This window comes from Actinomyces sp. 594, from assembly GCF_019325145.1.
In the GTDB taxonomy this organism is placed as follows: Bacteria; Actinomycetota; Actinomycetes; order Actinomycetales; family Actinomycetaceae; genus Actinomyces.
In genome coordinates this window covers 67,517-81,369 of record NZ_PIZC01000034.1, presented here as the reverse complement: position 1 = coordinate 81,369, position 13,853 = coordinate 67,517, and the positions used below count along the sequence as shown (strand labels likewise).

The window sequence follows — 13,853 nt, the reverse complement described above, 5'->3', positions numbered from 1 at the left end:
TGAGGTGGCCGCTATAACACGTACCAGCGGTTCAGAGCAGTGCCTCCAGGCTCTGCGGCGACAACGTTCTGGCGGCGTCCCGCGCCCGGTCCGCCCAGGTATTGACTCGTGCAGCTGCTCGGGCGGCCGCAGCTCGCTCCGCAATCTCCTCCGGAGCTTCCTGCAGGTGGGCAAGCAGGGAAGCAATCTCATCCCGGTCATAGTCGACCACCCACCCGGCACCATTGGCCTCGACGATCCTGCCGGTCTCGGTGCCCCGTGTGGCGATCACCGGCCTACCGTACGACAGATACTCGAAGAGTTTCACCGGCACCGCGAAACTCCAGTATTCGCTAGGGCGAGCGGTAAGTACGCCCACACTCGCGCGTCTATACACCGGCGCCAACTCATTCGCCGCAAGATGACTCACCCTGATTTGCTCCGCAGAGAGTTCAGGGTTCGCAGCCACCGCCGTCTCCCACAACGGTTTTCGAGTGACTAATTCCAACTGCGCACACGGGATCGCAACAAGAGCGGAGAAGAACACGTCAAGGTCGTAATGGCCGCCTAGACCTCCAACATACACCAGGTGCAGCGTTCCATCTACAGGCGGCAATGGTTCCGAACAGTCGGCCTGTCCAGCCGGAGGTAACGGCGAGCATACATCATCATCCAAACCAAGAACATCAGCCATCGGCCTCGACGGAACAAAAAAGTTGACTCCGTTACGACGATATCCTACCAAGTCCGCCTTCTGTAGCGCAGGGACAATCGACCCACGCAAGCCCGACGCCCTCCCGAACGCGAAACGCCAATAGGCATCTCGATAAAACACGCCCACCGGCACTCCAGCATGCCTCATCGCCCGCATAATGCGATAGTCGAGCAACGGAGCGACACCGGTGCGCACGCTCGTAGCCAGTACGTTGGGCTGAGTCGAATTCTCGCTGTACAGGAATGCGGGCCGGTCACCGGCGGCGATTCGCGCGCGCAGGGCAGCGAACGCCCTACTCCGGCGGCTAACCGAGCCAGAGAGGTCAAAGACCCTGTAGCCGATCTGCGCAAACGCCTCCCGCATGCGCAGCGGACGCAGCCGGGACGCCGAAGTCGGATCCGGGTCCAGCGGGTACGGGGCGTGGAAGACCATCCACGGCCTATCGCCTTGCGCGCTCATGCCGCATCCCCCCGCCCGAGCCGGCTGGCGAGCTGCACCAACCGCTCGGCCATGTCGCTGTACTGCCGATCGGCATTGAATTCCTCGTCCCAGGTGCGCACCGCCTGCTCGCGCATCCGGGCGAAGTCGCTGGCAGATGCTCCAGCAACCCCCGCAATCGCATCCGCGAGGTCGTCTCCAGTGGCGTCAGCAGGCACTAGCCTCCCATTCACTCCATCATGGACTATCTCCTTGGTGCCGCCCACGTCCGTGGCGACAACCGGCAGCCCAGCCGCCATTGCCTCCATAATCGATACCGGGACGCCTTCTCCCGAAGAGGAATTGACAAGCACCGTAAATCCGCCTGCCTCTAGCAGGGAGCGTATACGCGAATTCGGTTGGTACCCCATGAATTCAACCTGCGCGCCAGGCGCGACTGTTGCGGTGTACTGCCTTATCGAACTCAGCCTCGCCTCATCCCGTTCGCCGATATGCGTCCACCGAACCTGCAGGCCCCGACCACTGAGCGCCCCTACTGCGTCAGCGATTCGGTCCACGCGCTTGTACGGGGCTAGATGCGAGCAGCTGACTATATGAATCGGCTCCCGGCTACAGTCTCCCCTTCCACCGGCAGGCACCCCCAGGTGGCGTATTTGCAGGTTAGCGGTGCCTGCGCCGAGGTATGGTGTCAGGAACGACGCCGCATAGTGGGAGATCGGATAGACCTCATCCAGCCCTCCGACCAGCCGACGGCGAGCCGGCAGGTGGCCCTGGGGCTTGTAGGACTCGTTGACATCATAGGCGTGCGCGCGGGACACAGCGGCTACCGGGGCGTCATGGGTGGCCCGCAGCATCTGCGCCATTCCAGCACCGTAGTAGAGCCAGTAGCCGTAGGCGACTAGCGGTCTCCCGGCCAGACGTTCGCGGTACAGGCGCGCACGGGTAAAGAGCTCGAAGCGGTGCAGCACATCAACAGCGAAATGCAGTTCACGGACCGCACAAGCTGCCGAGCGGCGTGTGTTCCCGAGCTCGATTCGCCCAGGTCCTGCGATGAGCCGGGGCATGTGCCTAGGCAGGCGCTGCTTCCAGCTCCGGCCGTCCGCTAAAGGGAGCAGGACAGCGGAGACGTTCTCCGGCAGCTTCCGCGTCTTGGATGCGCCTACACCGGCCCGCATCGGAACCACCCAGACCTCGGCGAAGCGCTCGGCTAGGTAGCTGATCTCCTGCTCGAAGAACTCCTCCCCGACATCAAAGGGGTAGTTGTCGGTGAAGACGACCAGGGGAACAGGTGACTTTTTCACGTGGGCCCTCCCGTGCGGCGGCATTATGTGAGCGCAGACTGCGGTCGCATTCTCGCATACGCAGCGTAAGCGAGCTGGTAGTTCCGTCATCGTACGTCGTCGCGTCCGCCCGTGCGGTCATAGCGCCGGGCGGTCAGCAGCGCCATGCACAGCATGACGACCAGCATCACTGCCATCAGCATCCCCAGTACGTACACGGTCTGCATGATGGGCAGCGGGCTGAGCCAGAGCCATGTCAGCGGGACGGCGCAGTAGACCACAGCAAACGCCAGCAGTCGGCTCTGCTGCTCGGTCACCACGAATATATTAGAGATCGGCGAGGTGAGCACGTTCATGAACAGCCACGGCGTGAGCGCGCGTGCGTAGTATCCGGCATCGTCCCACGTGGGCCCGAACACCAGCGGGAACAGCCAGGGCGCCAGCAGGTACAGGAGCGCGAAGGGCACAATCGCGGCCAGGAAGGCGCGCCACAGCACGGCCCTTACCAGAGGTGCCATGGTCCCCGGCTCTGCGTCCGACAACTTCTTCAGGAACACCTGGGACACCGACCCGGAGATAAGGGAGACAGGCACCTGCATGGTGCTCCAAGCGAGCTGAAACTGCCCCAGTGCCGCCACCGATGCCGCACCAATGAACAGGTTGATGCCGTTGTTGCGGATCGAGTCCACGAAGACGTTGGGGCCGTTAAGTAACGGCATCTTCCAGTACCGCCGCATCATCTCGCGCATCGTCGGCGCCTCGGGGTCCCTCGGCTCATGCAGTTCGGGAACGCGGCGCTCCAGGAAGACCAGGGTCAGCAGCTGCCCGGTGATTGTGCCGATGATGATCGCAGAGAGCCCACCGTGCATGATCAGCCCCGCCACAAGTTGACAACTAGCAACCGCCGTATACTGGAACACGCGGTTGCGAGCGATGTCTCCGAACCGACCCTTGCGGGTGAGCCAGTACTGCACGTTGGTGATTTGCGCTACCAGGAAGACGGTAACGCCAGAGATCATAAGCCACCACATCAACTGCTCAGAGTGGTGGTAGTGGTCACGCAGTACGGTTGCGCCGACCATACAGACAAGTGAGGTCAGCAGGGAGCTGACTACGATGCATCGTCGGGACAGGCGCTCAAGGACCTTAGCCGCACGATCGTCCTTGGGGAGCACCACGGTCAAGTCGAAGCGCAGCGCGGCGAAGGTGATGACGAAGCCAGTGATGGATCCGTAGATCCCGAACAGGCCCTTGTCCGTGTCCGAGTAGACCCGGGCTATGAAGATCTGCAGGACAAAGGTGATCGCCTGCGCGGTAGCCGTCCCTGACACCAGGGTGAGGATGGCACCCAGGACGGGGCTCCCAGTCCGCAGCCTTTCCCACCTGTCACGCAACCGCTGTACCATGCGGGTATTGAATCACGTCGTGCCTCTCCCACCGAGCATGCCGCGAGCCTCACGTATCACACGGCCTCGCTTCACACCCCGACGGCTTGAGGAGCCCCATGGAGAACTTCCGGATGATGCTCACCTCTCCGCTGTGGACCAGCACGCCTACAGCATCGGAGTGGCTGTGGCGTCCGGTGCGCGACTGGGACAACGAGGACACTGTGAACAGTGTTTCCGCTGCCGCGCCATCCGATCGGCGCGGTCAGTGGACCGTCGTCACCCGCCAGGGCCGGGACCTCCGCATCGACACCGACCGTCTGCGCTCCCACCACCTGCTGTTCACCTATGTAAACGGCCAATGGATGGTCAGCGATGACCCGGAGTCACTTCGCAAGCACTCGGGTTCCTGGAACCGCGATGCGGAGGCCGCAGACGTGTTCCTCCACACCGGTTTCGTGGTCGGCTCCCGGACCCTGGTGAGCGGCGTGCACGCGACACCAGCGGCCTCAACCGTGGTTCTGCACCCTGACGGTACCTGGACGTGCAGCCTGTGGGACTCTTTCGGGTACAGCACCAACCCAATCACCTCCGCCGCAGAGTTTGACGAGGCCTTCGATCATGCCCTGGACTTGGCGGTGACCCGTTTGCTTGCGCACGCCGAAGGCCGGCAACTGGTACTCCCGCTATCGGGCGGGCTCGACTCGCGGCTGCTGGCGGTCTGGCTCAAGCGTCTGGGTGCCCCCCGAGTAATCGCCTATACCTACGGCAAGCCCGGCTCCCGGGAGATCTCAATTTCTCGGGCCGTGGCACAGGCGCTGGGGATCGACTGGTTCTCAGTGGACCTAGACCCCTCGCGAATCGCGCAGCGCTGGCACACCGCCGCCGGCGCTCACTTTCAGGGCGCCACCTGGGGGCTCACCTCACTCCCCCACGTGCAGGACTGGTACGCCCTGACCGTAATCAGGGAAGACCACCTGGTCGACGACGACGCGATTATCCTCCCCGGGCACGCAGCGGTCCGGACACTGCACGACACCGGCTTGCTGCACTCATCCCCCTCGAACGCTCAAGTGTTCACCGCCATCGCCCGCCGATACGCGGTGCTCCAGGGTTCTCCCGAGGCATACCGCGCGCTACCGCTCCTGCGCGAGGAGATCCGGCGCGCGGAGACAGAGGCGCCGCTGGACCGCGAACGCGGCGTGCAAGGGTTGCTGGCATGGTTCAATCTCAGGGAGCGGCAGGCAAAATACATCAACAACTCCATGAAGGCCTATGAGTTCTTCGGCTACGACTGGGCGCTTCCCTTGCTGGACTCCGAGGTGTGGGACTGCTGGCTGAACGGATCGGAGGAACTGACCGCGAACCGCGACTGGTACGCCCGCTACACCGGCGCCCGCTATGCTTGCGTGACGGGACAGGAGCAGGAGCTGTATCGGGCGCCCAGTGTGTCTATGCCCGCCGTCCCCAAGCGCGCGTTGCTTGCCGCTATGCGCGCCACTGGAGGCGACCGGCTGCTATCACGAGTCCGCTCGGTACGCACCATGCTGGATCACCCCATGGCCTTCGAAGCCTTCACCGAGGGGATTCCGCGTTCAGAACAGGCCTGGCGCTTCGCCCGGGGAACCACGTCACTGGGCCTGTGGACACAGCTGTTCCTGGACAACCAGTGGGGCACCGATCTAGTACCGTCGTCCTGACTAATCACCCCCGGCGCTCGCGCGCCTAGGCCTTGGCATCGGCATCAGCAGCCTCGGCGTTCAGGAGCCACTCACCAGCGCGAAGCGTTCCTGAAGCCGTTCAACAGCTCGCGCAGGCGAGTGGTTGGCCTCAACCCACTCTCGTCCGCCCTGCACACGCACGCCCGCAAGCGCTTCACGAACTCCCTCCAACGTGGTTTCCAGCAGGCGCTCGGGAGCCGTCACCCCACCGAGCACGGGCACATCACGCGTCGTTGGATGCGATCCGTCGTACCAGCGCGAGTTCAGCGCCATGACCGTGGTGGTGCCCGTGGCAATCGCCTCAAGCTCGGAAATACTCATGTACCCGGACATTTGTCCCACGGCCAAGCTGCCGCTTCCCAGCCACCGCGCATAGTCATCGTGAGTCATCCGCTGCCGTAGCACCACACCGAAGTCCCGCGCCGCGGTAGCGGCGTTCTCACCCCAGTCCAGGCCTTCAAGCACTATCTGATCGCCGTGTTCATCACGCAACGCGGCCAGGAGCTCAAGCTGCATGTCCCCTCCTTTAGCCGCATCCCACCGGGAGGGGAAGAGTATGCGTGGAGGCGCCGCGGCGGTATCCACAGCTCTCGGCAGCTCGCCCACGTCTACGATCACGGGTTGGAGCGTGGCTGCGGGTGCCAGGTCCAGTACATGCTCGGCCAGGTCAGGGGTTGTGTAATAGACATCCAAGGCCTCACGTACAGCGCGCTCTACCAGGTTTGTGTATGCGGGCTCGTAGCGTCGTACACGGATGTCCGTTCCGTGCAGGTGCAGCACATAGGGACGGCGCAGCCACCGTGTATGCGCAGTCACCGTCGCTCCGTGAATGTCAAGAAGATCCGACGCCAGTGCTCTGCGTGCAAGCCCCGCCTCCCAGGCCGCCCCGCGCAACGCGCGGCGCAGCGCGCGAGTACGCGGCGACCAGCGGGGATCAACCCGGGCAGTGTCGTACAGAGTCCAGTCAAGACCGATGCTGCGAGCCTGGCGCACCAGTGCGCTACCTATCCGAGCGACGTCGTTGACATGCAGAACCTTCACTAAGCCATTCTCACATGCCACGACGGGCCTGCGGAGAACACCTCCACAGCCAGCTCCGAGTCTTTGCACCCTGGTGTGCGGCAAATAGGCGCACACCAGGGTGCAAAAGCTCGCATCAGAGCAGAAAGTCGCTTGTCATTCCGCCAGCGGCACCTCCGCCGCCGCCACCTCGGCCAGCAGCACCTCGGCCGCGTCGCGCAGGGCTGCCCGCATGGAGCGGTTCTGCATGACCCATTCCCGACGGCGATCCGCAGCCTCGGCCCGCTGCGCCTCACCCGCCCGGGAGGCCCCCAGGGCGGCCAGCATGGCGGCGGCCACCTGCTCGGCGTCGTAGTCACTCGCCCAGCCCAGGGCGTTGGCGGGCAGGTCGGTGCGCGCCGGCCCGGGTCCGGCGTAGACCACCGGCGTGCCGCAGGCCAGGGCAGCGAAGATCTTGGTCGGGTAGGCGAAGTCGTAGCCGAGGCCGGGACGGATCGACACCACCGAGGCCACCGCCCCGCGCTGCCAGGTGGCCGCCTCCGCCGCAGGAACCAGGTCGTGAAACTCCACGCGCGCATCGCCGCCCGCCAGATCCTTCAGCGTCTGCCAGTCGCTGCCCTGCCCCAGGAACACCAGCCGCGCCTCGGGCTCCTGCCGGTGCACCAGGCGCAGCGCCTCGATGAATACACCCGCGCCCTGCCACTCCGAGGCGGTGCCGGCGTACAGGAAGTAGGGGGCCTGCGGCGCGTCGGCGGCGCGCGGGCCGGCGGGGGTGAACACGTCGGTGTCGATGCCGTTGGGAACCACCGTCACCGCACGGGCACCCAGCTCACCCACCCGCTCGGCGACGCCGTCGTTGACGGCCAGCACTGTGCGGGCACCCCGCAGCACCAGGCGCTCCACTCCCCGCAGGGCACCAACCACCCAGCCGGGGGCGCCGGTGGAGGCCGCGGCGTCGGACCACACGTCGGCGGCGTAGTAGGCATAAGGAGCGCCACGCAGGGCGGCGGCCACGCGCACCACCACCCCGGTGGTGGGAGGCGGCTCGGCGACGATCAGGTCCGGCGCGGGCCCGGCCAGCAGCCGCGCCGCGAGCGGGATGTCGAAGCTGAGGTACTGGGCGTAGCCGCGGATGTAGCCGCTCTCGTCGCGCAGGGCCGGGGCGGAGCGCACCGCCACGCCTGGGTCGGCGGGTGCCCTCATACCCGGCGGCGTGGAGGTCAGCACCGTCACTCGTGCGCCGGCGTCGGCCAGGGCGCGGGCCAGTCCGCGCAGCCGTAGCGCGGCGGCGGCCGGCTCGGGGGCGTACAGGCGGGTGGCCAGCACCACCCGGGGGCCGGCGCCTCCCGGACGGGCGCGCAGAGCCGCGGCCACGAGCGCTGCACCCGCGCCCGCGGCGGCCAGGGCGAGCAGACGGCGGTTCACAACTGCACCGCGCGGCCCTCGGCCGCGGAGGTGAGCACCGCCTCCACCACCCGCAGCGTGTTTACGCCCTCGGCCATGGTGACATGCTCGCTGCCCACCCCGCGCACGGCGTCGCGGAAGCGCTCCTGCTCCAGGGCCAGCGGCTCCCGCTTGGGGATCGCGTAGCGGATCACGTCGCCCTCGGAAACGCCGCGGAAGTTGGCAACCTGGTCCCACCCGGAGGTGACGGTGCCGTTGGCGTAGAACGTCAGGTCACCGGTGAGCGTGTCCGCCACGAAGGAGCCCTTCTCCCCCGTGACGATGGTGACGCGCTCCTTGAAGGGGGTCAGCCAGTTGACCACGTGGGACACGATCACGCCGCTCTCGAGCAGACCGGAGGCAACCACCATGTCCTCGTTCTCCCGCCCGGAGCGGTGGGCCACCTGCGCGCTGATGGAGACGTACGGGGAACCGGCCACCCAGGCCGTCAGGTCGACGTCGTGGGTGGCCAGGTCCTTGACCACGCCGACGTCGCTGATGCGCGCCGGGAAGGGCCCCTGGCGGCGGGTGAGGACCTGGTAGACCTGGCCCAGCTCTCCGGCGTCGAGCCGCTCCCGCAGTGCCCGCAGGGCCGGGTTGCAGCGCTCCACATAGCCGACGGCGCCCACCAGGCCACGGGAGGCGAAGGCGTCACGCACCCGCTCGCCGGCCGCCACGGAGTGGGCGATGGGTTTCTCCACCATGGTGGGCACACCCGCCTCGGCCAGCGCCAGGGCCACCTCCTCGTGGTAGACGGTGGGGACGGCCACCATGGCGGCGTCCAGGCCGGCGTCGATGAGGGCATGCACATCCGGCAGCACCGGCAGGTCCCCGGCGACGCCGAAGCGGTCGCCGCCCGGGTCCGCGACCGCGACCAGGTCCACGCCCTCGGTGGCGCGGATGACGCGGGCGTGGTGACGGCCCATGGAGCCCAGGCCGATCAGGCCCAGACGCAGCGGGGAGGCGGTGGTTGCGTTCTCGCTCATATCAGGCACCCGCCTTCACGACGGCGGCCACGGCCTGCACGATGCGGTCCAGGTCCGCCTGCGACAGTGACGGGTGCACCGGCAGAGACAGGCACTCGCGTGCGACCAGCTCAGTATTCGGCAGCTCCAGCCCGGGGGCGTAGGGGGCCAACGACTCCAGGCGGTGGTTGGGGATCGGGTAGTAGACGCCGGAGCCGACCTGCCACTCCTCGCGCAAGGCGCTCTGGACGGCGTCGCGCTCGGCCGCCGTGGCCCCCTCCAGGCGGATCGTGTACTGATGGAAGACGTGCCGGTAGCCGTCCGGGACTTGCGGGGTGAGCACGCCGGGGACGTCGGCCAGTCCGGCGTCCAGGGCGGCGGCGTTGGCGCGGCGGGTCTCGGTCCAGCCGTCGAGCTTCTTCAGCTGCACCCGGCCGACGGCGGCGGCCACGTCCGTCATGCGGTTGTTCAGTCCCACCAGCTCGTTGGCGTACTGCTTCTCCATGCCCTGGTTGCGCAGCAGGCGCACGCGGCGCGCCAGCTCCGCGTCAGAAGTGGAGACGATGCCGCCCTCCAGGGTGGTCATGTTCTTGGTCGGGTAGAAGGAGAAGGAGCCCCACGCCCCGAAGGTACCCACGGGCTTGCCGTTGATGGCGGCGCCGTGCGCCTGGGCGCAGTCCTCGAAGACCGCCAGGTGGTGGCGGGCGGCGATCGCCATGATCTCTTCCATGTTCGCCGGCAGGCCGTACAGGTGCACCACCTCGATGGCGACCGTGTTGTCGGTGATGGCGGCCTCAACGGAGGCCGGGTCCAGGGTGAAGGTGACCGGGTCGATGTCGGCGAAGACGGGCTTGGCGCCGGTGATGGCCACGGAGTTGCCGGTGGCAGCGAAGGTGAAGGAGGGGACGATCACCTCCGGGACGGCGCCATCGGCCTTGAGGTCGCAGGCCAGCGTGGCCAGGTGCTGGGCGGAGGTGCCGGAGTTGACGGCGACGGCGTGGACGCCGGCAACCACCTGGGCGGAGAACTCCTCCTCGAAGGCGGCGACCTGCGGCCCCTGCACAACCATGCCGGAAGCCATGACGGCGTCAACGGCGGCGCGCTCCTCGTCCCCGATGATCGGCTTCGCAGCGGGAATGAACTCGCGTGACATCAGTGGGTGACCTCCCGGATCGTGTTTTCGGAACTGTTGGGCGCAAGTGTTTCTTCGTACAGCGCGCCGGTTGCGGGGCAGCGCCACCGGCGCGTGCCCGCGGCGGCCGGCTCGGCGTCGTTCTGGGCGGAGGGGTGCCGGGCCTCATCATCGACGGGCACGAGCGGCTCGCCGGCCCGCCCCACCCAGCCGATGCGGCGTGCGGGAACCCCGGCGACCAGCGCGTGAGCGGGCACGTCCTTGGTAACGACAGCACCGGCGGCAACGGTGGCCCAGGCGCCGATTACCACGGGGGCAACACAGACGGCGCGCGCCCCGATGGAGGCCCCCTCCTCCACGGTGACTCCCACCGGCTCCCAGTCCGAGGCTGACTTCAGGGAGCCGTCCGGGTTGACGGCACGGGGGAAGTGGTCATTGGTGAAGGTGACAGCGGGGCCGACGAACACGCCATCGGCCAGGCGCGCCGGCTCGTAGACCAGGGCGTAGTTCTGCACCTTGCAATTGCGGCCCATGCGCACGCCCTCGCCGATGTACGCGCCACGGCCCACGATGCAGCCCTCGCCGAGCACCGCGTGCTCACGCACCTGGGCCAGGTGCCAGATGGATGAGCCGTCACCAATACTCGCCTCGGGCGAGACGTCGGCGGAAGGGGCGATCCGGGCGGGACTGGCCGGACTCATGGCGGCTCCTGACTGGTCTGGCTTCTGACGTGCGGGCGGACACCGATCCTTCGGGCGGCCCTGCGTCGCCATCCTAGGCCAAGGTTGTGCGAGAATGCGGCGGTGACATCCGCTGAAGGCTTCCAGACGCGTTCTCCCGCGCCGGTAACCGATGCCTGGCTAGTTGTGCCCCTATACAACGAGGGCCAGGTTGTGCGTGGCGTGATCGAGGAGGCGCGGCGTGTCTTCCCCCTGATCGTGGCGGTGGACGACGGCTCCCAGGACGACTCGGCCGCGCAGGCGCAGGCGGGCGGCGCCGTAGTCGTCCGGCATCCGCTGAACCTGGGCCAGGGGGCCGCCCTACAAACGGGCATCACCTACGTACTGGAGCGCACCGACGGGCGTTACGTAGTCACCTTCGACGCCGACGGCCAGCACTCGGTCCAGGACGCCGCCGCCATGGTGCAAGCCGCGAGGCAGGAGGATCTTGCCTTCGTTCTGGGATCGCGATTCCTGGGCAATGCCTCCCCCGTCGGCTGGCTCAAGCGCCTGGTACTCAAAACGGCGGCGCTTGCCGCCTCACGCACTACCGGCATGCACCTGACCGATGCGCACAACGGGCTGCGCGTGATTCGCCGCGACGCCGCCGCGCAGCTCGACCTGCGGCAGAACCGGATGGCGCACGCCTCGGAGATCATCCGCCAGCTCGGCGCGATGCGACTGCCCTGGCGGGAGTTCCCGGTACACATCGCCTACACCGACTACTCCCGCGCCAAGGGGCAGTCCCTGTGGAACTCCGTCAACATCCTGGTTGACCTGCTGTTCTCGTAGCCCCGCGCCCCTGGCGGGTCGCTGAAACTGCCATACTGGACGCCATGAGCTCCCAGATCATCATCCAGATCCTCCTGATCCTCGCGGTCGCCGCCATGGGGTGGATGATGCTGCGCTCCCCGGGCGGCGCCCGGCACCAGGCGGGGCGTCGGCTCCTGACGCTCGCCTTCGTCGTCTTTGCCATTGCCGCGATCCTGGCGCCGTCGCTGCTGACGCGGCTGGCACACCTGGTCGGGGTGGGCCGGGGCACCGACCTGCTGCTGTATGCCCTGGTGGTGGCGTTCCTGTTCCAGATCCTGTCCTCCTTCCGCCGCAATGCCGCCCGCGAGCGGCAGATCACTCGGCTGGCGCGGCGAGTGGCGCTGAATGACGCCCCACCGCCGCCCTCGCTGCCCTAAGACGCACCACACGCAACGACGTCCGTAGCGGAGCAGCCCTCGGCGAGGCTTCCCGCATCTCCGGGCTACGACACTTGGCGAGGAGGCGTCGGCAGGCGCGTTGAGCCTTGCCCACTCGAGTCGGCTCAGGAAGCCGTCCAGATCCCATCTGGCCCTTGCATCCCGTCCTGGCGAGAACCTCAGCGAGTGCGCGACACGCGCAACTCTGGCCTTAACCGGCTCTTCGTGTTTGTGGGTGTGGGGGGGTTGAGCTGGGGCTGGGTCAAGTCTCTTGGTGTGGTGTAAATGTTCTAGGCGGTGATGGCCATGATGGGGTGGGTGGTTTCGGCTTGTTCGTGGAGGATCCGTGTGAGGTGGCGCAGGGAGGTCTCCGACAGGTAGCGGCGTTCGCCGTACTGCCATTCCTCGTGCTGCTCCTGTAGGACGGCACCGACCAGTCTGGTCACGGAGTCTCGGTCGGGGAAGACCTGGACCACATCCGCGCGGCGCTTGATCTCACGGTTGAGACGCTCAATGGGGTTGTTGGACCAGATCTTGGGCCAGTGCTCCCTGGGGAAGGCGGCGAACGCGGTCAGGTCCGGCTCGGCCTCGGCCAGCATGTCGGCTATCTCAGGGAACGAGGAACGCAGAGAGGCTGTGACCTGCTTGTAAGTGTCCTTCACGGCCTCGCCAGTGGTCTGAGCGAAGATCGTCGTAATCAGGGCGTTTACGGGCTTGGAGCGGGCCGAGCCGAGCTTGGAGGCCGATGTTGCGGGCGAAGTGCACTCGGCACCGCTGCCACGAGGCGCCCGGCAGGATCGCCTTGACCGCGTTCTTGATGCCCCAGTGGGCATCGCTGGTTACCAGCACCACCCCCTGTGGGTCCTCCTGGGTAGGCACTTTCAGCCCCCGCTCGCGCAAGGACCGCAGAAAAGCGGTCCAAAAGTCCGTGGTCTCCGCGTCCCCGACGCCCCGTGCCCAGGATCTCCCTCCTGCCCTGGGCCGAGACCCCGGTGGCCACTACCAGGGCCTGGGAGACGACCCGGTGGCCCAGCCTTACGTCCACGTAGGTGGCGTCAACGAACAGGTAGGGGAACCAGGTGTGATCCAACGGTCGGGACAGGAACTCGTGCACGCCCTCGTCTATGTCCTTGCAGACCCGCGAGACGGTCGCCCTGCCAGATCCCGGACTCGTTGCCCAGGGCCTTAACCAGGTCATCGACCTTCCGGGTGGACACACCCTCGATCCAGGCCTGGCAGATCACTGCGTACAGGGCCTTGTCCACCCGCTTACGCGGGGACAGCAGGGACGGGAAGAACGAGCCCTGCCTCAGTTTGGGGATGGCCAGGTCAACCTCCCCGGCGGTGGTCGCCAGCCTTCTGGGACGGGTGCCGTTACGACGGTTGGTGCGCCTCTCGGTGCGCTCGTACCTGTCGGCACCGATCACCGCGGAGGCTTCGGCGTCCACGAGGTCCTGCAGGCCGGCCTGAAGCAGCCGGCGGAAGACATCATTGTGGGCCAGGTCGGGGTCCTCAAGGACTTCCGCGATCAGTGTGGACACGGCAGACTTGTTCTCGGGCATCGTGGGTGAACCTTCCTGGTGAATCTTGGTCGAGAATCTGGGCTCCCACGATGCCCCCTACCACAGGGAACCCCTCGCGGGAATTGCCACCACACTACGAGACCCACCCCGCGGCTGTTGGTGTTGGTTGTGTTCGGGGCCCTGTTTGACGAGAACCGGCCCATCAGGTGGCCGAGTACGACACGGCGGCCACCACGCCCAACAGCGCGGGTCGTATTCGGCCGGCGTCGGGTGGTCGACTACGACCACCTCACCAACCCGAGAACGTCCCCCATGCGGCGAATACGACCTCGCCAGCCCCAAG

The 13,853-nt window shown here is 66.8% G+C and carries 11 protein-coding genes and 1 pseudogene; 3 read left to right on the top strand and 9 right to left on the bottom strand.

The window, feature by feature from the left end; translation table 11 throughout:
* Positions 1-31: 31 nt before the first annotated feature.
* From GZ998_RS04855 to GZ998_RS04845, 3 genes are all read right to left on the bottom strand, one after another.
* A complete protein-coding gene (locus tag GZ998_RS04855) occupies positions 32-1,153 on the bottom strand; it encodes a glycosyltransferase (RefSeq protein ID WP_237564124.1) in 1,122 nt (373 codons plus the stop codon).
* Positions 1,150-2,433, bottom strand: coding sequence for a glycosyltransferase (locus GZ998_RS04850; RefSeq protein WP_219109199.1), 1,284 nt, complete (start codon positions 2,431-2,433; stop codon positions 1,150-1,152). The genes GZ998_RS04855 and GZ998_RS04850 overlap by 4 nt, the downstream gene beginning before the upstream one ends.
* A gap of 86 nt (positions 2,434-2,519) precedes the next feature.
* On the bottom strand, positions 2,520-3,818 hold the full coding sequence (locus GZ998_RS04845) for a lipopolysaccharide biosynthesis protein (RefSeq protein ID WP_219109198.1): 1,299 nt from the start codon (positions 3,816-3,818) through the stop codon (positions 2,520-2,522).
* 98 nt (positions 3,819-3,916) lie between these two features.
* Here GZ998_RS04845 and GZ998_RS04840 point away from each other — a divergent pair, with 98 nt between their 5' ends.
* Complete coding sequence (locus GZ998_RS04840; RefSeq protein WP_219109197.1) at positions 3,917-5,497, top strand: asparagine synthetase B family protein; 1,581 nt, start codon at positions 3,917-3,919, stop codon at positions 5,495-5,497.
* A 60-nt stretch (positions 5,498-5,557) separates the two neighbouring features.
* On the opposite strand, the gene GZ998_RS04835 is transcribed toward GZ998_RS04840, so the two are convergent.
* From GZ998_RS04835 to GZ998_RS04815, 5 genes are all read right to left on the bottom strand, one after another.
* Positions 5,558-6,559 (bottom strand): hypothetical protein, encoded by a 1,002-nt coding sequence (locus GZ998_RS04835; protein ID WP_219109196.1) that lies wholly within the window; start codon positions 6,557-6,559, stop codon positions 5,558-5,560.
* A gap of 135 nt (positions 6,560-6,694) precedes the next feature.
* Positions 6,695-7,963 (bottom strand): glycosyltransferase family 4 protein, encoded by a 1,269-nt coding sequence (locus GZ998_RS04830; RefSeq protein ID WP_308807163.1) that lies wholly within the window; start codon positions 7,961-7,963, stop codon positions 6,695-6,697.
* The gene (locus GZ998_RS04825) at positions 7,960-8,967 is read right to left on the bottom strand and encodes a Gfo/Idh/MocA family protein (RefSeq protein WP_219109195.1); all 1,008 of its coding nucleotides are present in this window, start codon (positions 8,965-8,967) and stop codon (positions 7,960-7,962) included. The genes GZ998_RS04830 and GZ998_RS04825 overlap by 4 nt, the downstream gene beginning before the upstream one ends.
* Position 8,968: 1 nt before the next feature.
* Positions 8,969-10,099 (bottom strand): DegT/DnrJ/EryC1/StrS aminotransferase family protein, encoded by a 1,131-nt coding sequence (locus tag GZ998_RS04820; protein WP_219109194.1) that lies wholly within the window; start codon positions 10,097-10,099, stop codon positions 8,969-8,971.
* The gene (locus GZ998_RS04815) at positions 10,099-10,779 is read right to left on the bottom strand and encodes an acyltransferase (RefSeq protein ID WP_162679208.1); all 681 of its coding nucleotides are present in this window, start codon (positions 10,777-10,779) and stop codon (positions 10,099-10,101) included. Before GZ998_RS04815 ends, GZ998_RS04820 begins: the two co-directional genes overlap by 1 nt.
* A gap of 102 nt (positions 10,780-10,881) precedes the next feature.
* Here GZ998_RS04815 and GZ998_RS04810 point away from each other — a divergent pair, with 102 nt between their 5' ends.
* On the top strand, positions 10,882-11,589 hold the full coding sequence (locus tag GZ998_RS04810) for a glycosyltransferase family 2 protein (RefSeq protein WP_162679209.1): 708 nt from the start codon (positions 10,882-10,884) through the stop codon (positions 11,587-11,589).
* Positions 11,590-11,633: 44 nt separating this feature from the next.
* Positions 11,634-11,987 carry a DUF2304 domain-containing protein gene (locus GZ998_RS04805; protein ID WP_161924600.1) on the top strand — a complete coding sequence of 118 codons (354 nt, stop codon included), beginning with the start codon at positions 11,634-11,636 and terminating at the stop codon, positions 11,985-11,987.
* Between the two features lie 290 nt (positions 11,988-12,277).
* Here the strand turns inward: GZ998_RS04805 and GZ998_RS04800 are convergent.
* Positions 12,278-13,549: pseudogene (locus GZ998_RS04800) on the bottom strand (IS256 family transposase).
* Between the last annotated feature and the right edge of the window lie 304 nt (positions 13,550-13,853).